We start from the raw sequence: 21,490 nt of genomic DNA, 5'->3' as shown, positions 1-21,490 counted from the left end.
GACGACGCTCACATGTTTTGATGTCCGTGCGGGTCATCCATGCCTGCGGGTCGCGACGAACCACCCTCGCGAGCACGCTTGGCCAGCCGAGCTCGGAGCCTGGTCGGCCGGAGCCCTGCCGGTCGGGGGTGCACCGTCCAAACGCTTTGTAACCATCCAAGGGGGAGAAGGCACATGCCCAGCAACACTGACGTCATCAACGGTGCGTACGAGGCGTTCGGGCGGGGTGACGTCGCCGCGGTCTTCGCAGCGTTCGCGCCCGACCTCGAGTGGACTACTCCGGAGGGCATGAAGGCCCACGGCATCGGCGGCACCCGCAAGGGGCACGCCGAGATCGGCGCGTTCTTCGGCCAGCTGCAGGCCGTTTTCGCCGAGCTGCGCCTTGAGCCGCAGGAATTCGTGGAGTCCGGCGATCGGCTCGTCGTGCTTGGCACCCACCACATGCGCGCTCCCGGTGGCACGATCGGCACAATCCGGTTCGTACACTCCTGGACCGTGGTCGACGGTAAGGCCATCCGGTTCGAGGAGTTCTACGACACCGCCGAGGTGAACCGCCTGCTCGCGAGCTGACCTGTGTTTGTCGCTTCGCGCGACGAGGCTGGCGTCTTCAGTGGTTACGCAGGCGTTCCATGGCGCGTCGGTCGTGTTTGGTCGGGCGCCCCGTGCCCCGGTCGCGGACAGCCACCGAAGCGGTAGCCTCGCGCGTCGGCGGTGGGCTCTGATCGATGAAGCATTCCCCGGCGACAGTGGCGCTGGTCCGTTTGCTGAGGATGCGGGTGACGACGACGATCCGCTCGTGCCCGTCATGGCGTACCCGAACCGTGTCCCCGACGCGCACCGCGTGGGCCGCCTTGACACGTTCACCGTTGAGATGGACGTGCCCGGCACGGCAGACGGCGGTCGCCTGCGACCGCGTCGCGAGCAGCCGCACAGCCCAGATCCAACTGTCGACCCGCGCGGTCAGTTCCTGCGACGCCATACCACGACTCTACGAATCCGGCGGCGACGTTGCGGTACCCGGGCGCTGTGTTGCGGTATCGGGCGTCGCTGCACAGCTATGGCGGACGCTGATTCTCCCGGCCGTAGACGGCGGCGGGGGTCAGGCCGCCGTGACCGGCGGTGCGGCGTCATCCGGTGCGGGGCGCGCCACCGGGCAGCCGCGCGGGAAGGTGCCGAGCTCGGCGATCTCGTAGCCGTCGGGGTAGCTGCGGATGTTGGCTCGCTGGCGGGTGTACAGCGGTTCGGCGCGTGGCGGCAGGAACCGCACCACCCGCCCGCGCAGCCGCACCGCCGCGGCGCACGCGGCCTGTTCGGCCCGGGATATCCGCGGGTAGCCCAACGCGGCGCGCAACGCGTCGTCCATCAGCCCCAGCGCGAACCGTCTGATCAGCGCGGCGGGTGCGTGTTGGGTGGGTGGGAACGTGGTGAACAGCCTGAGCGTGGCGTCGGCGACGGCGCGCCCGCCCGGGTCGGGGGCGAAGTGTTCGGCTTCGTAGGCGTCGAGATAGGCGGCGAACTCCTGGTAGGTCGCCGGGATTGCCGTCATCCCCATGTGCCGCCCGAGTTCGCGGTAGTAGTGGGCGTTCGCGACCTTCTCCGTCTCGCTCAGGCGCCGCCAGCCGAACCGGTCGATCCACCGGATCGGGACGACGACGAACGTGGACAGCACGTACACGAAATCGTCGTTGGCGATCGGGTAGGCGCCGTGCATCTGGTTCATGCGGCGGATCGCGGTGCGTCCCCCCGGGCCGGTGAAGCCGTGTTCCAGAACCGCGTCGAGGATGAGTGACGTGTCGTCGTAGCGCTTCTGGACGCGTTCGGTGAGTTCGCCCGTACCGGCGAGCAGGCTCCCGATGGATGGAACGGCGTAGGTGCGGAACAACGCGAATGACAGTGACTGGTTGTAGTCCCAGGGGAATTCGTGCGTGAAGCTGATCCGGTAGATCTCGAGGAAGTCCGTCGTCGGGTCGAGCTGTTCGATGCGGTGCAGCCAGTCGAAGCGCTTCATCCGGGCTCCTCCCATGGGGCCGAAAGAGGATGTGAATCTGATGCTGCTCCAGTAGCAGTGGATTCACATCGTTGAGAGCGCCCGAGGCTAGGGGCGTGGATCAAGGAGTGGGGCTGGGGTGCGTGCATCGCGAGGCGGACGGCTGGTCACGGGCCGGACAACGCCGGGGCGAGCGCAAGCAGCCTGCGGCCGAGCAGATCGTCCCCGGTGATGACGACGTCGAGGTCGTCGATCCTTCTACGGTCGCCGACGAGCAGGCAGAATTCCACCGTGTCAAGGGTGATCTCGGCTGCGGACGGTGTTCGCGCGGCACCCTCAGCGCCGCCGGCATGCGCGGCACCCTCGGCACGGTCGTCGGTGGCGCCGACGTGCACCAGCCAGGACCCTCCACCCGGCCCGGTGAGCGTCAGCTCGACGTCACCGGTCGGTGGCTCGCACGCCCCTGGGATGTCGAGGGTGGACAGCCCGTCGAGCAGCCGCGCGGCAAGGTCGGACATGACGTGCAGGTCGTGGGCGACCGGGTCGGGCAGACGCAGGCGCACGGCGTGGGCGATGTCGCGGGCGTGGATCCAGGTCTCGAAGGCCCGGGCGGTGAGCTGGTCGGCCACGGACAGCCCGATGCCACCGACCTGGATGGACCGGCCGGCGAGGTCCGGCTCGGCACGCAGCCGGGCAGCGATCGCGTCGATACCGTCGCGCCACAACGCGCGGGCATATTCCGCTGGTCGGGTGCGGGCATGGGCGATCAGCGCCTCGCTGTGGGCGACGACGTCCTGACGATGATCCACCGGCGGATCCGCGGGGATCCCGATCGCGGCGGCGAGCAGGCCGTCGGTGGCGGCGACGTGAGTGACCAGGTCGCCGATGGTCCAGCCGAGCACCGGGCTCGGCGCAGCCCGGGCAGCGCCGTCGAGTTCGGCGAGCGCGGACTCGAACAGACCCGCCGCCGCCGCGAACGGCGCGGCAAAGGCGGGTACCGACGGCGCCGGCCGGCGCCGCGCCAGCGCCGCGGTCAGGACCTGGGCGATCGGCGGTGGCGACTCGGCGTAGGCGTCCGCAGTGTCAGTGTCGGCGGTGTCGGCGGTGTCGGCTACCGCCCGGCCGGTGAGCGTGGCGAGTGCCACCGCGGCCCGGCGCAGCGTCGTCGCCTCCTGCGCACACGCCGCGCAGCAGTGGACATGCGCCGTCACCGCCGCGGCCTCCTCGGCGTCGCAGGCGTCGAGCGCCCACGCCCCGAGCAGGTCGGTCACGTGCCCACCGCCTGCGCTCACCTGCCCGCGCCCTCCCGTGTACCGACCTCGACCGTTACCTGGAGGGCCAAAGGCGATGCGATCGTGGTTCTGGCGCATCGCCGGAGGCGAAGTCCCCTGGCCACTAACGGTAGGTCCCGCCGCCGCCGAAAGCCAGCCGTGTGACATCCGGACATCGGGGACCTGTGATCGTTTAAACGATCATGAGGTCAGGTTGCGGTACTGATGCACGGCAAGCGGTGCGAACACCGCAGCGATGCCCACCGACCAGACCACCGACTGCCACGCCCAGTGGAGCGCGGGGCCGCCCTCCATGAGTGCCCGCACGGCGTTGATCGTGACGTTGGTCGGCTGCACCGTCGCGTAACCCTGCAGCCAGCCGGGCATGGTGCTCACCGGCACGAACGCCGAACTCGGGAACACCATCAGGAAGAACGGCAGGATCGAGGCGACCTGCGCCGTCTCGGGATCCTTCACGGCGAGGCCGATGGATGCGAACACCCACGACATGGCGTAACCGAACAACAGCACGAGCCCGAGCCCGGCGATGATCGCGGCGGCGGAGTTGTTGAAGCGGAACCCGATCAGGAGCCCGACCGCGATCATAATCGGCAGTACCACGACGGCGCGGCACAGATCGGCGACGGTCCGTCCGGCGAGTACGGCCGAGCGGGCCATCGGCAGGGCACGGAACCGGTCGATGATCCCGCTCTTGAGGTCTTCGGCCAGCCCGACCGAGGTCGCCGCGCCGCCGATGAGCGATGCCTCCACGAATATGGCCGGGACGATGTAGTTGACATAGACACCGCCGGGGACGGCAATGGCGCCACCGAGGACATAGCGGAACAGCAGCAGGATCAACAGTGGCTGGGCGCTGGAGATGAGGAGCAGCTGGGGCGTGCGCACGAGCCGGACCAGATTGCGCCGGGCGATCCCGGCGATGTCGCCCAGGGCGACGGTCGGGCTGAGCGACGCCGTGCGCGCCGCCGGTTGGTCGAGCGTGACGACGTTCATGCGCTCCTCCGCGGGGTTCCGGAGATCGCGGCTATCGGAGCTGGCGGAGCCGTTTCTGCCTGATCGGCCGCGCCGACCGTTTCTGCCTGACCGGCCGCGCCGACCGTGGTCGCGGACCGAGCGGCGGACCCCTCATCGGTCGGCTCGGTCGCGGCGTGGCCGGTCAGCGAGAGGAAGACGTCGTCGAGGGATGGACGCCTGATCCCGAGATCGTCCAGGGCGACACCGCCGTCGTCGAGACGGCGTCCCGCGGCCAGCAGGACCTTGGCCCCGCCGCCCGTCGGGACGGCGACCCGGCGTCGCTCGGCGTCCAGCTGGGGCGGACCGTCGCCGAGGTCCGCCAGGAGAGCCGCGACCCGTCCGAGGTCGGCGGGGTCGACGACCCGGGCTTCGAGCACGGCGCCGCCGGCGCGGGACTTGAGCTCGTCGGCGGTACCGGCGGCGACCACCCGGCCCCGGTCGATGACGACGATCCGGTGCGCGAGGCGTTCGGCCTCCTCGAGGTACTGGGTCGTCAGGACGACGGTGGTGCCGTCGGTGACCAGATATTCGATGAGCGTCCACAGCTCGTTGCGGGTCCGCGGGTCCAGGCCGGTGGTGGGTTCGTCCAGGATCAGTACGGACGGGTGTCCGACGAGGCTCGCGCCGAGGTCGAGACGTCGTCGCATCCCGCCCGAGTAGGTCTTCACCTGGCGGTCGGCGGCCTCGGTGAGCGAGAAACGCTCCAGTACCTCCTGCGCCCGTCGGCGCCGTTCGGCCTTTCCGACGTGGTAGAGCAGCCCGACCAGTTCGAGGTTCTCCCGCCCGGTGAGCATCTCGTCCACGGCGGCGTACTGGCCGGCTAGCCCGATCATGGACCGCAGCCGCTGCGCATCCCGCACGACGTCGTAGCCGGCGATCGTCGCCAGGCCGCCGTCCGGTCGAAGCAGTGTCGCCAGGATCCGCACCAGGGTGGTCTTCCCGGCGCCGTTGGGGCCGAGCAGCCCGAGGACCGTACCGGCGTCGGCCGTCAGGTCGACGCCTGCCAGTGCGTCGATGGACCCGAATCGCTTGGTGACCGCGCGTACTTCGATCATCGGCGTTGTCATCGTCCTCCCACTCTCCTCGTCCGGTGGCAGCCTTATCGTCGACGGCTCCCGGCCCGTTGTCTCCACCGGGCCGGGAGCCGTCGTGGGCCATCGAGCCGAAACCGCCGCAGAGCAGGCCACCGAGCGGGGTCACAGAGTCGGCGGCCGAGCGGTTCAGCCGACGGCCCGGGACGTCTGGAACATGGTGTCCAGGGTCACCGGTTCCAGCTTGCGGTCGGCGATGAGCTGCTGGATCTGGTCGAACAACCCGAGGATCGTCTGGTGGTTGGCGTGACCGATCATGATCGTTCCTGGTTGCAGGTAGCGGCGGGCCAGGTCCATGAGCTGTTCGGGGCTGATCAATGTCGAGTCGCCGAAGCTGCCGTTCCACAACAGGATCCTGGTGAAGCCGAGTTCGCCCACCAGGGCGTTGACATGTCCGTTGTGTGCACCGTAGGGCGGTCGGAACCAGGGACGGGAGGCGATGCCGAAGGTCCGCTCGATCCAGTCCTCGTTTTTGTCGATGTCCGCGCGGATCGCGTCGTCCGGGCGACCGAGCAGGTTCAGGTGGGTCCAGGTGTGGTTCGCGATCTGGACCTGGCCGGCTTCGATCAGCGGACGCAGCACGTCGGCGTGGCGATCCCAGATCGCCCGATAGGCGCCGTTGGGCGCGAACGTGATTGGAATGCCGGACCGCCGGGCGAACTCCACGTAGCCGGCCACGGTCTCCGGCGAATAGCCGTCGTCAATTGTGATCGCGATGCGTCGGGTCGGTGCGGGTGCGCCGAATACCACCGACGGGCTGCCGGGCCGGGCCGCCGGGATCGGCGGGAGTGCCCGCTGGGTTGCTGCTCCGGCCTGCGGCGCGGTGGTCTGAACCTCGATGGTCCGCCCGGGTGCGGATGCGGATGCGGATGCGGGTGCGGGTGCGGGTACCGGTTCCGAAATGGGACGCGGCCCGCCGGCAGCGCTGGGTTCCGGTCTCGCAGGGTCGGCCGAGCAGCTGGTCAGGGCCTGCGCCGCGCCGACGGCCAGCAGGGTGAACAGTGTCCGGCGATCCATGGCCGGAACGGTACAAGCAGTTCGAAGAGGGTGTAGTACCGCCGGCGTTCCCCGTGCCGCGGCGAGACGAAGACTTCATCATCGCTGGTCGGCTGGTCGGCTGGTCGGCCGTGGCCCGACGCGGGGTCCCTTGCCCCCGCTGAAGGCCATCTCAAGTAAGTAGTGCGGCTGGCGCGAGGCTGCTGCTATTGTGACGTGCGTCCCATACTTTATTGATTTCGACTCAATAAAGTCAGGCCACGTTCCCGGAGGAGCGCATGGACCGGCGCATGGACCGAAGGACCGGGCTCTACATCGACGGCCGCTGGCGGGCACCGAGCGGTGACGGGACGATCGAGGTCGTCGAGGCTGCGACCGAGGAGACCATCGGCGTGGTGCCGGCGGGCGAGGCTGACGATGTCGCCGCCGCCGTCACCGCCGCCCGGGCGGCCTTCCCGGCCTGGTCGACGAGCCCGATCGAGTCCCGAATCACGCTGCTGCGGGCGCTCGCCGACGGGCTGGACGCACGCGGCGGGCAGCTGGCGACGCTGATGAGCCGTGAGGTCGGCACGCCGCTGGTCACCTCCGAGCGGGTCCAGGTCGGCCTTGGCGTGTCGGTCATCCGCTCGATCGCGGACGCCGCCGAACGGCTGCCCGCCCAGGAGCGGATCGGGTCGTCGATCGTGCTGCGGCTCGCCGCCGGAGTGGTCGGTGCGATCACGCCGTGGAACTACCCGCTGTACCAGCTGACCGCCAAGGTCGCGCCGGCACTCGCGGCCGGATGCACCGTGGTGGTCAAGCCGAGTAGCGTTGCGCCGCTGGCCGCGTTCGTGCTCGCGGACATCGCCCACGAGATCGGTCTGCCCGCCGGTGTCCTGAACATCGTGACGGGCCGTGGGGCTGTGGCCGGGGAGACCCTCGTCAGTCATCCCGAGGTCGACCTGGTCAGCCTGACCGGGTCGAGCGCCGCGGGCGCCCGGGTCGCCCAGCTCGCCGCGCCCGGTATCAAGCGGCTGACCCTGGAACTCGGCGGCAAGTCCGCCTTCATCCTCTGCCCGGACGCCGACCTCGACCGCGCGGTGGACAGCGCCGTGCGCGGCTGCTTCGTCAACAACGGCCAGACCTGCTCGGCGACGACCCGGCTGCTGGTCCCACGCGAACTGCTTGACGAGGTGGAGGAGCGCCTGGTCGCTCTGGTCGGGGCGCACGTGGTGGGCAACCCGCTGGACCCGGCCACCACGATCGGGCCGGTCGCCTCGGCCGCGCAGGCGCGTTCGATCGCGTCCTACCTGGATAAGGCCGCGCACGAGGGCACCGTGCTCGTCGGCGGTCCAGGCCCCGTGCCCGGACTCGACCGCGGGTACTTCGTGCGTCCCACCGTGGTGAGCCGCCTCGGCAACGACGCCGTCCTCGCCCGCGAAGAGATCTTCGGCCCGGTGCTCGCGGTCATCCCGGTCGCGGACGTCGACGAGGCTGTCACCGTCGCCAACGACTCCGACTACGGCCTGTCCGGTGCGGTGTTCGCCGCGGACGACGCCGCCGCGGTTGCGGTGGCGCGCCGGTTGCGCACCGGCCAGGTCGCGATCAACGGCGGCCGGTTCAACGTGCGCGCCCCGTTCGGCGGCTTCCGGCGCTCCGGTGTCGGACGTGAGCTGGGCGAACATGGCTTGGCGGAGTACTTCGAGCTGATGTCGCTACAGCTGCCGGAGGATGCCGGCCGTGCGTCGGGACCGGCCGTGGCATGACCGACGGCGAGTTACAGCATGGGGTTGGGGTTCTCGGCGTGGTACGGGCGCACCCGGGATGTGAGGCCGCGCTCGGCGCGGCGCTCCGGGCCCTGGTCGAGTTCGCCCGCAACGAGCCCGAGACCGTCCTGTTCGCCCTGCATGCCGTACGCGACCGGCCGGGTTCATACGTCCTGTTCGAGCGGTACCGCAACGAGCAGGCGTGGCTGCGTCACCGGCGCAGTTCCGCGATGGAGAGCTTCAAGGACGACATGGAGCGGCTCGTGGCCGAACGTGAGATCACCGTTCTCGTTCCCGACGCCACCTTCGGGCTACCCGACACAGGTGCGCCGAGCAAAGGAGGGGTGCAGTGACCACCGTCGAGGTTCTGCCCGACCTGGCCGAGCTCGCCCGTCAACTGCGTATCGATCTCGTCCGTGCCACCGCCCGCGCCGGTGCCGGGCATCCGACCTCCGGCGCGTCGGCCGCGGACGTGATGGCCGTGCTCAGCTCCCGTTTTCGGTACGACGTCACCGATCCCGCCCACCCGGGCAACGACCGGTTCATCCTGTCGAAGGGCCACGCGTCCACGCTGCTCTACGCCTGGCTGAAGGCGATGGGGGCGATAGACGACGACGAGCTGCTGACCTACGGCCAGCCCGGTAGCCGCCTGGAGGGGCACCCGCGGCCGGTCCTGCCCTGGGTGGACGTCGCGACCGGCTCGCTGGGCCAGGGTGTCGCCGCAGGCGTCGGACTGGCGCTGGCGCTGGCCCGCCTTGAGGCGAGCCCGGCGCGGGTGTTCGTCCTGTGCGGGGACAGCGAGCTGGCCGAGGGCTCGGTATGGGAGGCGTTCGAGCACGCCGCTCACTACCGGCTTGACAATCTCGTCGTCATCGTCGACGCCAACCGGTTGGGCCAGCGCGGCCCGACCATGGTCGACGGCGACACTGCGGTGTATGCACGGCGCGCCGAGGCGTTCGGCTGGCGGGCCGTCGAGGTCGACGGTCATGATCTGGCAGCGCTTGACCAGGCGTTTGGTGAGGCGTTGTCGCCCGACGGCCGCCCGGTGGCGATACTCGCGCGTACGGAGAAGGGCCACGGCCTGGGATCCGTCGCCGGCGCGAACGGTTATCACGGCCGTCCGTTGGCCGACCCCGACGCCGCACTCACGCTGCTCGGGAACTCCCCGAACGCGCGGATCGTGCCCCCGCCGCCCGGCGCGGTGACCCGGGTCACGCGGCGGATCGGGGCTCCGACGCTGCCGCGCTACGAACCCGGCTCGGTCGTGCCCACCAGGCTCGCCTATGGTCAGACTCTTGTCGCCCTTGGTGATGCCCGCGACGACATCGTCGTGCTGGACGCGGAGACCAACAACTCCACCTACGCCGAACTGTTCGCCGTGGCGCATCCCGACCGCTATTTCGAGATGTTCATCGCCGAGCAGCAGATGCTTGCGGCGGCCGTGGGATTCGCGGCCCGCGGCTTCACCCCGTTCGCGTCGACCTTCGCGGCCTTCACAACCCGCGCGTTCGAGTTCGCCCGGATGGCCGCCATCGGCCGGACCGCGGTACGGCTGTGCGGCTCGCACGCGGGGCTGTCGGTAGGCGAGTCCGGCCCGTCGGGGATGGGTCTGGAGGACATCGCGTGCTTTCGCGCGGTGGCCGGCTCCACCGTGCTCCAGCCCTGCGACGCCAATCAGACCGCAGCACTTGTCGCGGCGGCTGCGGACATCGCCGGCTTCACCTACCTGCGGACGACGCGGGGTGGCACACCTGTGATCTACGCTCCCGGTGAGGTCTTCCCGATCGGTGGCAGCAAGGTTCTCGCCGCGGGTCCGGCTGACGCGGTCACCCTTGTCGGGTCCGGAGTGACCGTGCACGCGGCGCTCGCGGCCCGGGACATCCTGGCGCGCACCGGTGTGGCGGCCAGGGTCGTCGACTGCTATTCGATCAAACCGATCGACGCCGCGACCCTTACCCGCGCCGCGAGCGAAACCCGGTTGGTGGTCACCGTCGAGGACCACTACCGCGAAGGCGGTCTGGGTAGCGCCGTGGCTGACGTCCTGGCCACGGCGGGATCGGCGACCCCGCTGCGGATCCTCGCTGTACCCGAGGTCCCCACGTCCGGGCCGGCCGCGGCGCTCACCGCATGGGCAGGGCTGGACGCCGCCGGCATCGCAGCCGCGGTCGTGGCCTCCCTGGCCGCCGCGGAACAGACGGTGAGCTGATGTCGGCAGACAACAGCGACAACCAGACGCCGGGCACGGTCGTCGTGACCGGAGCGGCCCAGGGCATCGGACGCGCGTTGGCCCACCGCCTCGCCCACGACGGCCACACGTTGGTGCTCGTCGACCTCGCGGCCGAGTCGCTGCACCGTGTCGCCGATGATCTCGGCGCCCGCGCGGTCGTGCTCGACGTCACCGATGCGGACGCGGTCGCATGCCTGGTGCAGGCCGCGCCGGACTGCACGATGCTGGTGAACAACGCCGCCCTCGTCATCGAAGGCGCGCTGGCGGACACCAGGGCCGCGGACGCGCGCAGAGTCCTCGACGTCAACGTCGTCGCGCCGTTGCTGGTCTCCCAGACGCTGGCGCCGATCATGGCGGCCCAGGGCGGCGGCAGCATTGTGAACCTCTCCTCGGTCACTGCCCGTTACCACCCGCCCGGGACCGGGCTGTACAGCGCGTCCAAGGCCGCGCTGGAAGGGCTGACCCGGGCACTCGCGGTGGAGCTCGGGCCGCTGGGTATCCGCTGTAACGCGGTGGCGCCCGGCACGACCCCGACCCCGGGGTCCGACGTCCACTACGGCGACGAGAACGCGCGGATGCGGCGGGCGGCGGTGCTGCCGCTGCGCCGGCTCGGCACGGTCGACGACATCGCCGAGGCCGTGGTGTTCCTGCTCTCGCCGCGCGCAAGCTATGTGACCGGCGAGGTTCTCGCTGTCGACGGTGGCTACACGGTCGCGGGCGGCCACTTCTTCCGGCTTGCTCGGTCCACCCGAGATGGAGACAGCAGATGACCATCGACGCCCGGTCGTGTCCGTTTCCCGGGCTTGACCTGTCCAGCCCGCAATTCCTCGCGGCGCCGGAGGACTGGTACGCCCGGATGCGGGAGCAGGCACCGGTCTGCTTCGCGCCGGGCAACGGCTGGTACGTCGTTGCCAGCGCCGAACTCGTCCGCGAGGTCCTGCGTGACACGCAGACCTTCTCCTCCGCGGGCCTGAGCAAGCATGCACCGCCGCCGCCGGAGGTCGCCGAGGAGGTGGCCGCGATCCGCGCCCGCGGCTGGCCCTACGTTCCGGCGCTCGGGACCAATGATCCGCCCCGGCACACCCAGTTGCGCAAGCTCGTCAACAAGGCGTTCACCCCGCGGGCGCTGGCCTGGATGGAGCCGCTGGTCCGCCAGACCGCCGATAATCTTGCCGCTGCGTTACCCGACGGTGAGCAGGTCGACTTCTACGCCGCATTCGCGGAGCCGCTGCCGGCCTGGGCGATCTGTCGGGTGCTGGGGCTGGCTGACTCACGCCGTGGCGATGTCCGACGGTGGACGCTCGCGGCCACGGCGACGATCGGTGCCCGGCCGGACGCGGCAGGCTGGATCAGTACCGAGGAGGACCTCCTCGACTACCAACAGGCGATCGCCGCCGAGGTCGACCGGTGCCGCGAGGAGCCGGGGGAGGGACTGCTGTCGCAGCTGGTGGTCGCCGCCGACGACGTCGGACCCGGCGAGGAGCCGATCGAGCTGGCGAACCTGCTCACGTTGGTACGTGAGCTGCTGGTCGCCGGGAACGAGACGACCGGTCGGCTGATCGCGGCAGCGGTGTACCTGCTGGACCGGCACCCGGGGGAGTGGGATCGGCTGCGGGCCGACCCGCAGCGGGCGGGCGCGATCGTGGAGGAGGCGTTGCGGTGGTCGACCCCGACCCAGGTTGCCTACCGCCGCGTCACCCGGAACGTCCGGCTCGGCGGTGTCGACATTCCCGCCGGATCCCGCCTGGTGGTGTCCTTCGCCTCCGCCAACCGGGACCTGCTGGCTTTCGTCGATCCCGACGGTTTCGATCCCGACCGTCCGGGCGCACGGGCCCATCTGGCTTTCGGCCAGGGCCCGCACATGTGCGTGGGCGCCGGGCTTGCCCGCATCGAGGGCGTGACGGCCCTGCAGGTACTCGCGGAACACGTCGACTCTCTTGCTGTGGTCAACCCCGGGCACCTCAGTTACACCCCGAGTTTCATGGTGCGGGGCCTGGACTCGTTGCCCGTGATCGTGCGCCGCCGCCACACCCTGCGGGATGCCGCGCAGTGACCGTCTCCTGGTACAGGTGTCCTCGTCCCGCTATCGTGCCCATTATCTGTATGTGATGTAAAGAAACTTCGTGGCTTGACCATGTTCTCGAGGAGGGGGTCCGCATGTCGACCCGACGTCCGTTCCGTTTCGCTGCCCAGAGCTACCGGGCGGCTGATGCCCGGGAATGGAAGGACACGGTCCGCCGGGTCGAGGAGTTGGGCTATTCGGCCCTGCACGTCTGCGACCACTACATCGGGGCCGGGCCGGCGATGGATCCCACCGGTCATCGGCCGGTGACGCTCGCGCCGGTGCCGGCCATGGCCGTGGCCGCCGAGGTCAGCTCCGTGCTGCGGATCGGCTGTCGCATGTTCTGCGTGGGTTACCACCAGCCGGTGGTGCTGGCCAAGGAGATCGCGACGCTCGCGGTCCTGGCCGAGGGTCGGATCGAGGCCGGCCTGGGCGCCGGCTGGCTGGAGGCCGAGTACGTCGCGATGGGGGTGCCCTTCGACAGCGGGGCGCACCGGGTCGACCTCCTGGCCGAGGTGCTGGAACTGCTCGACATGTGGTTCGCCGGCAAGGATGTCGCCGTGGACGGTGGCCAGGTGCGGGCAGCGGGCTTCGCCCCGCTACCCGTCCCGAAGCTGCGGCCGCCGCTCATGGTCGGCGGCGGCTCGCCGCGGGTGCTGCGCCTGGCCGGCGAGCGCGCCGACATCGTCAGCATCAACTTCGACAACCGGTCCGGGGTCATCGGACCGGCCAGCATCGCGGGTTCCGGGCCGGAGCAGACCCACCGCAAGCTGGCCTGGGTCCGCCAGGGCGCGGGAGAGCGGTTCGACGACATCGAGCTGGAGACCGCGGCCTACTTCGTCGCGATCGAGGGTGCGGCGGGAACGACCGAGGCCGAATTGTCGGCCCAGACCGGCCTGGACGCGGCGGGTCTACGCGCGTTCCCGCACGCGTTGGTGGGTTCGGTGGACGAGATCTGCGACCAGCTTGAGCGACGGCGCGAGGAGTACGGCTTCTCCTATATCACCGTCGGCGACCGGGTGCTCGACGCTTTTGCGCCCGTGGTCGCACGGCTGACCGGTTGCTGAGAAACGGACTCACGGGTGCAGAACGCCACGGTTACCGTCGGTCCAGATGCGGGTGAGCTCCCGGCGGGCGAAGCGCCAGCCCTCGGGCGTGCGGCGCAGCTGGTCGTCATAGCGCGCGGCGATGGTGTAGAGCTCGCCGTCGGGCGCGTCGTGCCGCACGTGCTGGGCGTGGACGTAGGCGGTGTGCTCGGCGGTGTCGCCGTGCACCCGCACCACCGAGTTGGTGACCTGATGCTGGGTGGCGTCCAGCGGTTCGAGCACGGACCGCAGCGATTTGATGATTGCGTTCTGGCCGGTCAGGTCGCCGACGGACCCGCCATAGGTGCACACCGCGTCGTCGGTGAACAGGCTGTCCAGGGCTGCCCAGGTCCTGGTGTCCAGGGCGGTGGCATAGGCCGCCACCACGTCGAGGATGGCGACCCGGTCGGCGAGTTCGGTGATCTGTCGGGCGAGCGCTGCTGGTGCGGGGCCTGTTGTCATGGTGCCCGACCGTACCGCCGGTCGGCATAGTTTGTCATGGGTGAATACAGAAAGTCCATCCAGATAAGATCTTTTCCGATGAAAGCGAGGACGCCGATGGTGACGCCGCCGGTACGGGGCTGGGAAGATCTCTCCGCTTTCACGCTCGACGACGACGGCGAGGCGGAGCTGCTCGCGCAACAGACGGAGTGCACCGTGGTCTGGGTGAACGCGACGGGGCATCCCCTCGGCGCGGTGGTCAACTACATTTTCCGCCGGGGTCGTTTCTGGGTGACGGCCACGGACTGGCGGCCGCGGGTCGCAGCGATGCGCCGTGACAACCGGGTTTCCGTCGTGGTGAGTAGCAAGGGCTCCGGCATCCCGCAGCGACGCTCGCTGACCTGGCGGGGGTTGGCCGTCGTCCACGACGACCGTGCGACCAAGGACTGGTTTCTGCCGGAGTTCGCCGCGGCCATGCGGCCCGGTGAGCCGGCCAAGCAGGCGGAGTTCGCCCGGTTGCTCGATTCGACGGCCCGGGTGATCATCGAGGTCGTCCCGCAGCGGCGTACCGGCTTCGACGGGGCGAAGATGTGGGCCAGCGCACCGCAGGCGGCACCCGACGACCTGGCCACCGGGTGAGCGCGGGCCTGGACGCACCCGCGCCGGACGATCTTGACGGCGTGACGCTGTCTTTTCATTCACTGCCGCCGGTGGAGCTGCGGCGGCGGGTCCGGGTGGCGCGTGCCGCCGGTTTCACCTCCATCGGCCTGAGCCTGAGCTGGCTGCGCGGTTGGCTCGCGGACGGGCACGACCTGGCCGAACTGGAGGACCTGCTCGGCGAGTCCGGCGTCATGGCCGGGGAGCTGGAGACGTTGCGCCCGTTCGGCGTGCGGCCGGATGCGGCCGAGGACCTCTGTTGGACGGTCGCGGAACGACTGCGGATTCCCTACGTCGGGGCCATCGGTTCCTACGACGGTGGTTGGGACGACGCGGTGGCCCGGTTTGCTGCGCTCTGTGACCGGGCGATGGGCGTGGGCGGGGGAGTCGTGGTCGGGATCGAGTTCCTGCCGTTCACCAATCTGCCCGACGCGGCCACAGCGGCGTCGTTGGTGCGCACCGCCGGTCGTCCCAATGGCGGGGTCTGTGTGGATGTCTGGCATGTCTACCGTGGCGGCCAGACCATAAACGATCTTAACGGCAGCCTGTGGCCATCCGTCGTGCGGCTGCAGCTGTCCGACGGACCGTTGGTGGCCGAGGACGACGACTTGTTGGCCGACTGCCTGGCCAACCGGCGGCCACTGGGTGACGGCGAGTTCGACCTGACTGGCCTGCTCGCGGCCGCAGCCCGCCATTGCCCGGAAGCGGGCTTGTCGGTCGAGGTCATCTCGTCTCGGCTGCGGGAGGAGCCGCCCGAACAGGTCCTACCGTTACTCGCCGGCGGGCTGCGATCACTGTTGCGGGGCCGCGATCAGCCCACCCCGGCTTGATCGTCCATTGTTGATTATTTGTTACTTACTGTTGACAATCTATAGTTTCTTGGCTGTGATGGGTGACCCAGGATGCGCGGTCCGGGAACCTGGGCCTCCGGCGGTGCGGAGGATCATGATCGCACCTCCGTTGGCCGTTTAGGAGGTTGGCGAATTGGCTAACGGTTCTGTCAGCGCACCGTCCGGTGCTGATGGCGGGGCGTCCGTCACGGTCGTCACCGGCGGTGCCAGCGGTATCGGCGAGGCCACCGCCCGGCTGCTCGTCGAGCGCGGTGGCCGGGTCGCGATAGCCGACATCCAGGACGACCGGGGTGATGCGCTCGCGCGGGAGCTCGGGGAGCGGTATCGGGGTGACGTGGCGATGTATCTGCACTGTGACGTCACTGCGGAGCCGGACGTGGCCGGTGCGGTCGACGCGGCCGTGGCGCGCTGGGGCCGTCTCGACGGCATGTTCAACAACGCGGGCATCGTCGGCGCTGTCGGACCGCTGGAGAGGACCCCGGTGCAGGAGTGGGACTTCACCATCGCCGTCCTGCTGCGGTCGGTCTTCCTGGGCATGAAGCACGCGGCGCGGGTGATGAAGCCCGCGGGGCGGGGCGCGATCGTCAGCACGTCCAGCGTCGCCGGAGTCATGGGCGGGTTGGGGCCGCACGCCTACGCCGCGGCGAAGACGGCGGTGGTCGGGCTGACCCGCAACGCCGCCGCCGAACTGGGCGCGTACGGCATCCGGGTGAACGCGATCGCTCCCGGTCGGGTCGCGACTCCCCTGGTCGCCACCCTCCACACCCTGGGTTCGGGCGAGGAGACTCCTGATCCCGACCAGCTCGCCCAGACCCGCGAGACTCTCGCGCAGAAGTCTCCGCTGGCCGGCCGGGCCTGCCTGCCCGAGGACATCGCCGCCGCCGCGGTCTGGCTGCTCGGGGAGGAGTCCGGGTACATCAGCGGCCAGACGATCGCCGTCGACGGCGGCCTGACCACCGGCAGCCCGCCGGCGGCGCAGGCGGGCTCCCACCGGTTCGCCCAGCGTGTTCCCCTGATTCGAGAAGCTGGAAGGCGAGGACTGTGACCGCGATGTCGCCATCGGCTCCCTCGGCGGTCATGACCCAGGCGTTGGAGGTCGGGATCGTCGTCGCCGACCTGGCCGGTATGGTCCGCTTTTACACCGAGGCGCTGGGATGTAGCGAGGTACACCGTTCCGATGTCCCGGCCGAGCTCAACGCGCAGCTGGGCCTGGGCGGGGCGACCACGGTGGTCTGGCTACGCACACCGTGGGGAGAACGGATCAAGCTGGTGCGTCCCGCCGCCGACACGGCTGCGGTCACACCTGCCGTGCCGATCGCCACCCGCCGCGGCCTTGCCTACCTGACCTTGTACGTCACCGACGCCGCAGAGGTCGCCGAGCGGATGCGCCACGGGGGAGCGAGCCCGCGCTCGGACCCGGCGCTGGTCGAGGCGAGCGGGCGGCGGATCGCCTTCTGGGCCGATCCCGAGGGTAACGTCATCGAGCTGGTCGAGGATCTTCGGCAGGCCCGGTGAGCCCGGCTGCGGGGAGTCGGGCACGCCTCCCGGACTTTCTGTTGACAACACATAGTTAGTGCCATGTAATGGCCGTCACATCAATGACGGCCATCACATGGTTGTCCGTACTGACGCCTGGCGTCAGGTGAGAAGGGACGCGTCGTGCAGAGCTGGGTCGCAGACTGGGAGCGCAGCCCGCGGCTGCCCCATTACACCAGGGCGAATGCGGGCGAGACGCTGCCCGAGCCCGCGAGCCCGCTGGGCTGGACGCTCGCATATGTGCACGTGCTGCGGGCCTGGCGGCAGGGCTTCATCGACATCGGCGTCTACCGCGAGGATGAGCTGTCGATCGACCGGCCCGAGATCGCGGGGCTCTTCGGGAGCTACTTCTACCTGAACCTGTCCCACATGAGGCTGTTCTCCCTGCGCCTGGGCATGCCGGTGGAGCAGACCGACCTGGCCTTCGTCGGCCAGCGCCCCGACATCCCCCCCTACGTTTCCCATCCCGACCACGTGGACGCCGAGCGCTCGGCGGCTGCCGGCGCCTCGGTGCAACGGTTGCTCGCGGCCACGGAGTTCACCGATGCTGTGGCGGACCGCGAGCGTGTGCTGGCGATGCGCCGTGACCGGCCCGACCTCACGGCCCTGTCCGACGCCGAGCTGGTCGTCCGGGTCCGGGCGCTGCTCGACGAGAGCGAGAAGAGCATCTTCTACCGGCACCTGGTCTCCACCCTCCCTGCGAGCTTCGGGCCCGGCATCCTCGGACCGCTGTGCGAAAGCGTGGGCCGCGGTGGCGATCTGCTCGATCTGATCAGCGGCATCGGCGACATCGACTCCGCTTCGCCGGCGGTGGGGTTGTGGAACCTGTCGCGCATCGTGGTGGGGTCCGGCGAGCTGGCCGCGTTGTTCGACAAGGGCTCGGCCACAGTGGCCGCCGCGCTGGACGGGGATGCCACCGGCGACGTCGGCGCGTTCCGTGACGCCTTCGCCGTGTTCCTCGGCGACTACGGTGATCGTGGCCCCAACGAGTGGGACATCCATTCCCTGCCGTGGGAGGTGGATTCGACCGCGGCGCTCACCCTGGTCGACCGGCTTCGCAACAGCCCGGACTCGCACTCGCCGGCCGTGCGCCACGAGGCGCTCGCCGCTCGCCGGGCGCAGACTGCGGTGGAGATCCGCACGGTGCTCGCTGACAACGCCGAGGCGCTGGCCACGTTCGACGTGGGCATGCAGGCCGTCGACGTCTGGATGCCCGCGCGGGAACGCACCAAGGCCAACTGTGTCGCCGCCCTGCACGAGATTCGGATGGCGATCCGTGAGCTCGGGCGCCGCGGTGTCGTGGCCGGCCGTTTCGGTCGGCCCGAGGACGTCATGATGTTGCTCGCGGATGAGCTCGACGCCTACCTCGCCGACCCGGGCCGGTTCACCGAGGTCATCGCGCGGCGGCTGGTCGAATACGGCGAGCTCGCCGAGCTGGAGCCGCCGTTCTTCGTCGCGGAGGACCCCGATATCGACAGCTGGCCGCGCCGGGACCGGGAGCGTCCGGAGCCGGCGGTCGTGGGGGATGTGTTCACCGGCGTCGGAGGCAGCCACGGGACCTACACCGGCCGCGTTCGGGTGGTCACCGATCTGGCCGAGTGTGACGCTCTCGAACCCGGCGAGGTCCTCGTCTCCCCGATCACGGACGCGGCGTGGACGCCGCTGTTCCTCGTGGCCGGCGCGGCCGTGGTGGACGTGGGCGGGCTCAACAGCCACGCGGTCGTGGTCTGCCGGGAGCTCGGCATACCGTGTGTCATCTCGGTGGGGGACGGCACGTCGCGGCTGCGCGACGGTGTCGAGGTGACGGTGGACGGCAACGCCGGCACTGTCACGGTGCTCTCGGCCGCCGCGGCCACCACCGAGGTCTGACGCCCGTCCGCGAGCCTGTCCGCCCGCGAACCCGTCCGCGTTTCATCGTCCACCCGCCCGCATATCGGGTCTGTACTCCTGAACCACTCGCAGTGGGTGATGTACCGCAGCCCTGGGTGGACAGAATCGGTGACGGAGAAGCTCCGGGCTGATGTCGCACGGCTCGTGGTGGTGCCGCTCGCGCACACCATCACCGATGGGCGACAGGGCGACGGACACGGTCGCAGACGACAAGGTGGCGGATGATGGCTGATCAGGAATATGACCGGGGATTCCAGCCCAGTCGAGGACTCCTGATAGGCGGGGGTCTGCTCGTCGGGATCGGTGGCCTGTTGGGGGCCACGGGCATGGTTGTGCTCAGCGTCGCGGTGGTGTCGGCGACCCGGCGGTGGGCGGAGCAGCTGGAGGTGCCGCCCAGCGAGATCGCGAAACTCAAGGTGGCGCAGGCCAGGGCGGCCACCTCAGCGGCCACATCAGCCGGCGCCGACGCCTGGCGCGGTGGAACTTCCGGCGGCTCGCCGTCTTCGCCGTCCTGACGCTCCCGGGAAACGATGTGAATCTGATGCTATGGGAAGAGCATCAGATTCACATCGTTCAGAGCGCCCGGCAATAGAGGTGTGGATCAAGGAACGGGACTGGGACGCGTGGATCGCGAGGTGCGAGGTCGGATGACCCGTCGTGCTCGCGACAGTGGCGCTTGGATCTCCCAATCGGGACTTACCGTCGGGAACCGTGAGTGTCTATGCTCAATCCCGACGCCGAGTGGGAGAGTGCATGGCCGATCAGATCATGCTGGGCAAGACGGCCCGGGTCACCGGGACGATCATGCCGGGTGTGGTGGGCGAGGTGATGGTCTCCGTGCGCGGGGGTGCGGAGGCGTTCCACGCCTACGCGGCTGAGGATGGTGTGACGATCGCGGTCGGAGCGCGGGTCCTCGTCGTGGAGTATCACCCGCCCCGTACCGTTTTCGTCACCAGATTGTGAATAGGCCTGTGCTGTTCCCGCTGTTCCCGCCGGGCCGGCCGGTGTATTCCCGTAATCTCGGCGGTCCATGATCTCAACAGAGGAGATCCAATGATCCCGATCCTCATCGCAGCGGGTGTGGGCATCATCTTCGTCGTGGGCATCGTCAAGTTGATGTGGCGCGTGGCGGAACCTAATGAAGCCTTGATCATTTCAGGTTTACGAGCATACCGGAACCCGGACAATGCCGTGGCCGAAAGCCTCGGTTTCAAGATTGTGACCGGGAAGGGGGTCCTGGTCATGCCGGGCGGACAGAATGTCCGTCGCCTCTCCCTGGACCTGCAGGCCGCCCAGTTGAGCGTCGACTGCGTCACGCAGCAGGGAATCCCCGTGGGTGTGCGCGGTGTGGTGATCTTCAAGGTCGGGGACGATTACGCGTCGATCGCCAATGCCGCCCGCAGGTTCCTCGACCAGCAGAACAAGATGGAAGCCCGGGTGCACAATGTGTTCGCCGGTCATCTGCGGGCGATGGTCGGCCAGCTCACCATCGAGGATATGATCAGGGATCGGGAGAAGTTGACGGCCCTGACCCGGGCGAGTTCCGGCACGGAGATGCAGAAACTCGGCCTGATCGTCGACTCCCTGCAGATCCAGGAGATCGACGACCCCACCGGCTACATCAAGAACCTCGGGCGTCCTCATGTCGCCGCCGTGGCCTCCCAGGCGCGGATCGCCGAGGCCCAGGCCGATCGGGAGGCGACCGAGCAGGAGCAGATCGCCGCCGCGCTCAAGGCCGAGGCGGCCCGCAACAGCGCCATCAAGCAGTCGGGTTTCCAGGCTGAGGTCGATGAGGCCGCCGCGCGGGCGCAGCAGGCCGGCCCACTGGCCGAGGCAACCGCCCACCAGCAGGTGGTGGTCGAGCAGACCAAGGTCGCCCAGCTGGAGGGTGACCGGGAGGAACAGCGCCTGCAGGCGACGGTCCGCAAGCCGGCGGACGCCCGCGCCTACGAGCAGACCACCCTGGCGCGTGCCAGTCGCGACGCACAGATCAGCGCGGCGGAGGCGAGCGCCCAGGAGACAACGCTGGTGGCTGCGGCGCAGGCCGAGTCGACCCGGATCGTCGGCGATGCTGACGCTCATGCCCGGCGCGCGATTGGTGAGGCTGATGCCGCTACCCTGGCGGCGAAGGGACTGGCGGAGGCCGAGGCGATCAGAGCCCGAGCGGACGCCCTTTCGGTGAACCAGGATGCGGTGATCGGCCAGCAGCTCGCCGAGCAGTGGCCGGCCATCGTCGAGGCGGCGGCGAAGCCCTTCGGTGACGTCGACCAGATGATTCTCCTCAACGGCGCGACCGGTATCGCCGAACTGCTGACCCAGGCATTATCCCAGGGCAGCGCTGGCTTTCAGCTCGCACGGTCGCTGCTCTCGGGCCAGTCACAGTCCGGCCAGTCACAGTCCGGCCAGTCACAGTCCGGCCAGGCACCGGCCGGTCGTTCACCGGCCGACAACGGATCCGTGAGCATTCCGGCACCGACATCCGCCCCACCGGCAGGCGAGCCTGACAAATAGAAAACCATAGACAACTGCAGATTATCGGGGACAGAAGATGGATAAATGGCGGCGGGATCGCCTGCGATGCTCGCGGGGAACGATGTGAATCTGATGCTGTGGGAA

22 protein-coding genes are annotated in these 21,490 nt (G+C 69.6%); 15 read left to right on the top strand and 7 right to left on the bottom strand.

Going from position 1 to position 21,490, the window contains the following annotated elements:
- Nucleotides 1–174 precede the first annotated feature (174 nt).
- On the top strand, nt 175–570 hold the full coding sequence (locus U9978_RS10565; protein WP_322760909.1) for a nuclear transport factor 2 family protein: 396 nt from the start codon (nt 175–177) through the stop codon (nt 568–570).
- A gap of 37 nt (nt 571–607) precedes the next feature.
- Here U9978_RS10565 and U9978_RS10560 read toward each other — a convergent pair whose 3' ends face one another.
- From U9978_RS10560 to U9978_RS10535, 6 genes are all read right to left on the bottom strand, one after another.
- Nucleotides 608–979 carry an RNA-binding S4 domain-containing protein gene (locus tag U9978_RS10560; protein ID WP_322760908.1) on the bottom strand — a complete coding sequence of 124 codons (372 nt, stop codon included), beginning with the start codon at nt 977–979 and terminating at the stop codon, nt 608–610.
- 120 nt (nt 980–1,099) lie between these two features.
- Entirely contained in the window at nt 1,100–2,008 is a 909-nt protein-coding gene (locus U9978_RS10555; protein WP_322760907.1) for an oxygenase MpaB family protein, read from the bottom strand.
- A 146-nt stretch (nt 2,009–2,154) separates the two neighbouring features.
- On the bottom strand, nt 2,155–3,279 hold the full coding sequence (locus U9978_RS10550) for a maleylpyruvate isomerase N-terminal domain-containing protein (RefSeq protein ID WP_322760906.1): 1,125 nt from the start codon (nt 3,277–3,279) through the stop codon (nt 2,155–2,157).
- A 180-nt stretch (nt 3,280–3,459) separates the two neighbouring features.
- Nucleotides 3,460–4,272 carry an ABC transporter permease gene (locus U9978_RS10545; RefSeq protein ID WP_322760905.1) on the bottom strand — a complete coding sequence of 271 codons (813 nt, stop codon included), beginning with the start codon at nt 4,270–4,272 and terminating at the stop codon, nt 3,460–3,462.
- On the bottom strand, nt 4,269–5,360 hold the full coding sequence (locus U9978_RS10540) for an ATP-binding cassette domain-containing protein (protein ID WP_322760904.1): 1,092 nt from the start codon (nt 5,358–5,360) through the stop codon (nt 4,269–4,271). Before U9978_RS10540 ends, U9978_RS10545 begins: the two co-directional genes overlap by 4 nt.
- 153 nt (nt 5,361–5,513) lie before the next feature.
- Nucleotides 5,514–6,401 carry a polysaccharide deacetylase family protein gene (locus U9978_RS10535; RefSeq protein ID WP_322760903.1) on the bottom strand — a complete coding sequence of 296 codons (888 nt, stop codon included), beginning with the start codon at nt 6,399–6,401 and terminating at the stop codon, nt 5,514–5,516.
- A 269-nt stretch (nt 6,402–6,670) separates the two neighbouring features.
- Between U9978_RS10535 and U9978_RS10530 the strand changes: the two genes are divergently transcribed.
- From U9978_RS10530 to U9978_RS10505, 6 genes are all read left to right on the top strand, one after another.
- Nucleotides 6,671–8,125, top strand: a complete 1,455-nt coding sequence (locus tag U9978_RS10530; RefSeq protein WP_322760902.1) for an aldehyde dehydrogenase family protein — start codon at nt 6,671–6,673, stop codon at nt 8,123–8,125.
- Nucleotides 8,122–8,478, top strand: a complete 357-nt coding sequence (locus U9978_RS10525; RefSeq protein ID WP_322760901.1) for a putative quinol monooxygenase — start codon at nt 8,122–8,124, stop codon at nt 8,476–8,478. The genes U9978_RS10530 and U9978_RS10525 overlap by 4 nt, the downstream gene beginning before the upstream one ends.
- Nucleotides 8,475–10,331: a transketolase gene (locus U9978_RS10520; protein WP_322760900.1), complete on the top strand. Its 1,857-nt coding sequence runs from the start codon at nt 8,475–8,477 to the stop codon at nt 10,329–10,331. Before U9978_RS10525 ends, U9978_RS10520 begins: the two co-directional genes overlap by 4 nt.
- On the top strand, nt 10,331–11,122 hold the full coding sequence (locus tag U9978_RS10515; protein ID WP_322760899.1) for an SDR family oxidoreductase: 792 nt from the start codon (nt 10,331–10,333) through the stop codon (nt 11,120–11,122). The genes U9978_RS10520 and U9978_RS10515 overlap by 1 nt, the downstream gene beginning before the upstream one ends.
- Entirely contained in the window at nt 11,119–12,405 is a 1,287-nt protein-coding gene (locus tag U9978_RS10510) for a cytochrome P450 (protein WP_322760898.1), read from the top strand. The genes U9978_RS10515 and U9978_RS10510 overlap by 4 nt, the downstream gene beginning before the upstream one ends.
- Nucleotides 12,406–12,509: 104 nt before the next feature.
- Nucleotides 12,510–13,481 (top strand): TIGR03621 family F420-dependent LLM class oxidoreductase, encoded by a 972-nt coding sequence (locus tag U9978_RS10505; protein ID WP_322760897.1) that lies wholly within the window; start codon nt 12,510–12,512, stop codon nt 13,479–13,481.
- A gap of 9 nt (nt 13,482–13,490) precedes the next feature.
- Here U9978_RS10505 and U9978_RS10500 read toward each other — a convergent pair whose 3' ends face one another.
- Nucleotides 13,491–13,961, bottom strand: a complete 471-nt coding sequence (locus U9978_RS10500; protein WP_322760896.1) for a nuclear transport factor 2 family protein — start codon at nt 13,959–13,961, stop codon at nt 13,491–13,493.
- A gap of 96 nt (nt 13,962–14,057) precedes the next feature.
- On the opposite strand from U9978_RS10500, the gene U9978_RS10495 reads away from it, so the two are divergent.
- From U9978_RS10495 to U9978_RS10460, 8 genes are all read left to right on the top strand, one after another.
- Complete coding sequence (locus tag U9978_RS10495) at nt 14,058–14,579, top strand: pyridoxamine 5'-phosphate oxidase family protein (protein WP_322760895.1); 522 nt, start codon at nt 14,058–14,060, stop codon at nt 14,577–14,579.
- Nucleotides 14,576–15,427 carry a sugar phosphate isomerase/epimerase family protein gene (locus U9978_RS10490; RefSeq protein ID WP_322760894.1) on the top strand — a complete coding sequence of 284 codons (852 nt, stop codon included), beginning with the start codon at nt 14,576–14,578 and terminating at the stop codon, nt 15,425–15,427. Before U9978_RS10495 ends, U9978_RS10490 begins: the two co-directional genes overlap by 4 nt.
- Before the next feature lie 154 nt (nt 15,428–15,581).
- Nucleotides 15,582–16,493, top strand: a complete 912-nt coding sequence (locus tag U9978_RS10485; RefSeq protein ID WP_322760893.1) for an SDR family oxidoreductase — start codon at nt 15,582–15,584, stop codon at nt 16,491–16,493.
- Nucleotides 16,494–16,498: 5 nt separating this feature from the next.
- Complete coding sequence (locus U9978_RS10480; protein ID WP_322760934.1) at nt 16,499–16,963, top strand: VOC family protein; 465 nt, start codon at nt 16,499–16,501, stop codon at nt 16,961–16,963.
- A gap of 144 nt (nt 16,964–17,107) precedes the next feature.
- Nucleotides 17,108–18,853: a PEP-utilizing enzyme gene (locus U9978_RS10475; protein ID WP_322760892.1), complete on the top strand. Its 1,746-nt coding sequence runs from the start codon at nt 17,108–17,110 to the stop codon at nt 18,851–18,853.
- Nucleotides 18,854–19,098: 245 nt separating this feature from the next.
- Entirely contained in the window at nt 19,099–19,389 is a 291-nt protein-coding gene (locus U9978_RS10470; protein ID WP_322760891.1) for a hypothetical protein, read from the top strand.
- Between the two features lie 238 nt (nt 19,390–19,627).
- On the top strand, nt 19,628–19,837 hold the full coding sequence (locus U9978_RS10465) for a hypothetical protein (RefSeq protein ID WP_322747041.1): 210 nt from the start codon (nt 19,628–19,630) through the stop codon (nt 19,835–19,837).
- A gap of 90 nt (nt 19,838–19,927) precedes the next feature.
- On the top strand, nt 19,928–21,385 hold the full coding sequence (locus U9978_RS10460) for a flotillin family protein (protein ID WP_322760890.1): 1,458 nt from the start codon (nt 19,928–19,930) through the stop codon (nt 21,383–21,385).
- The last annotated feature ends 105 nt before the right edge of the window (nt 21,386–21,490 follow it).

The organism is Protofrankia sp. Cr2 (assembly GCF_963555885.1).
Classification (GTDB): domain Bacteria; phylum Actinomycetota; class Actinomycetes; order Frankiales; family Frankiaceae; genus Protofrankia.
The sequence above is the reverse complement of the archived record's forward strand: the minus strand, read 5'-3'. Positions and strand labels throughout refer to the sequence as shown.

Coding starts and splice junctions, on each gene's coding strand:
- U9978_RS10565 (WP_322760909.1), top strand. CDS start 175: ATGCCCAGCAACACTGACGTCATCAACGGTGCGTACGAGGCGTTCGGG.
- U9978_RS10560 (WP_322760908.1), bottom strand. CDS start 979: ATGGCGTCGCAGGAACTGACCGCGCGGGTCGACAGTTGGATCTGGGCT.
- U9978_RS10555 (WP_322760907.1), bottom strand. CDS start 2,008: ATGAAGCGCTTCGACTGGCTGCACCGCATCGAACAGCTCGACCCGACG.
- U9978_RS10545 (WP_322760905.1), bottom strand. CDS start 4,272: ATGAACGTCGTCACGCTCGACCAACCGGCGGCGCGCACGGCGTCGCTC.
- U9978_RS10540 (WP_322760904.1), bottom strand. CDS start 5,360: ATGACAACGCCGATGATCGAAGTACGCGCGGTCACCAAGCGATTCGGG.
- U9978_RS10535 (WP_322760903.1), bottom strand. CDS start 6,401: ATGGATCGCCGGACACTGTTCACCCTGCTGGCCGTCGGCGCGGCGCAG.
- U9978_RS10530 (WP_322760902.1), top strand. CDS start 6,671: ATGGACCGAAGGACCGGGCTCTACATCGACGGCCGCTGGCGGGCACCG.
- U9978_RS10525 (WP_322760901.1), top strand. CDS start 8,122: ATGACCGACGGCGAGTTACAGCATGGGGTTGGGGTTCTCGGCGTGGTA.
- U9978_RS10515 (WP_322760899.1), top strand. CDS start 10,331: ATGTCGGCAGACAACAGCGACAACCAGACGCCGGGCACGGTCGTCGTG.
- U9978_RS10510 (WP_322760898.1), top strand. CDS start 11,119: ATGACCATCGACGCCCGGTCGTGTCCGTTTCCCGGGCTTGACCTGTCC.
- U9978_RS10505 (WP_322760897.1), top strand. CDS start 12,510: ATGTCGACCCGACGTCCGTTCCGTTTCGCTGCCCAGAGCTACCGGGCG.
- U9978_RS10500 (WP_322760896.1), bottom strand. CDS start 13,961: ATGACAACAGGCCCCGCACCAGCAGCGCTCGCCCGACAGATCACCGAA.
- U9978_RS10495 (WP_322760895.1), top strand. CDS start 14,058: ATGGTGACGCCGCCGGTACGGGGCTGGGAAGATCTCTCCGCTTTCACG.
- U9978_RS10480 (WP_322760934.1), top strand. CDS start 16,499: ATGTCGCCATCGGCTCCCTCGGCGGTCATGACCCAGGCGTTGGAGGTC.
- U9978_RS10470 (WP_322760891.1), top strand. CDS start 19,099: ATGGCTGATCAGGAATATGACCGGGGATTCCAGCCCAGTCGAGGACTC.
- U9978_RS10465 (WP_322747041.1), top strand. CDS start 19,628: ATGGCCGATCAGATCATGCTGGGCAAGACGGCCCGGGTCACCGGGACG.
- U9978_RS10460 (WP_322760890.1), top strand. CDS start 19,928: ATGATCCCGATCCTCATCGCAGCGGGTGTGGGCATCATCTTCGTCGTG.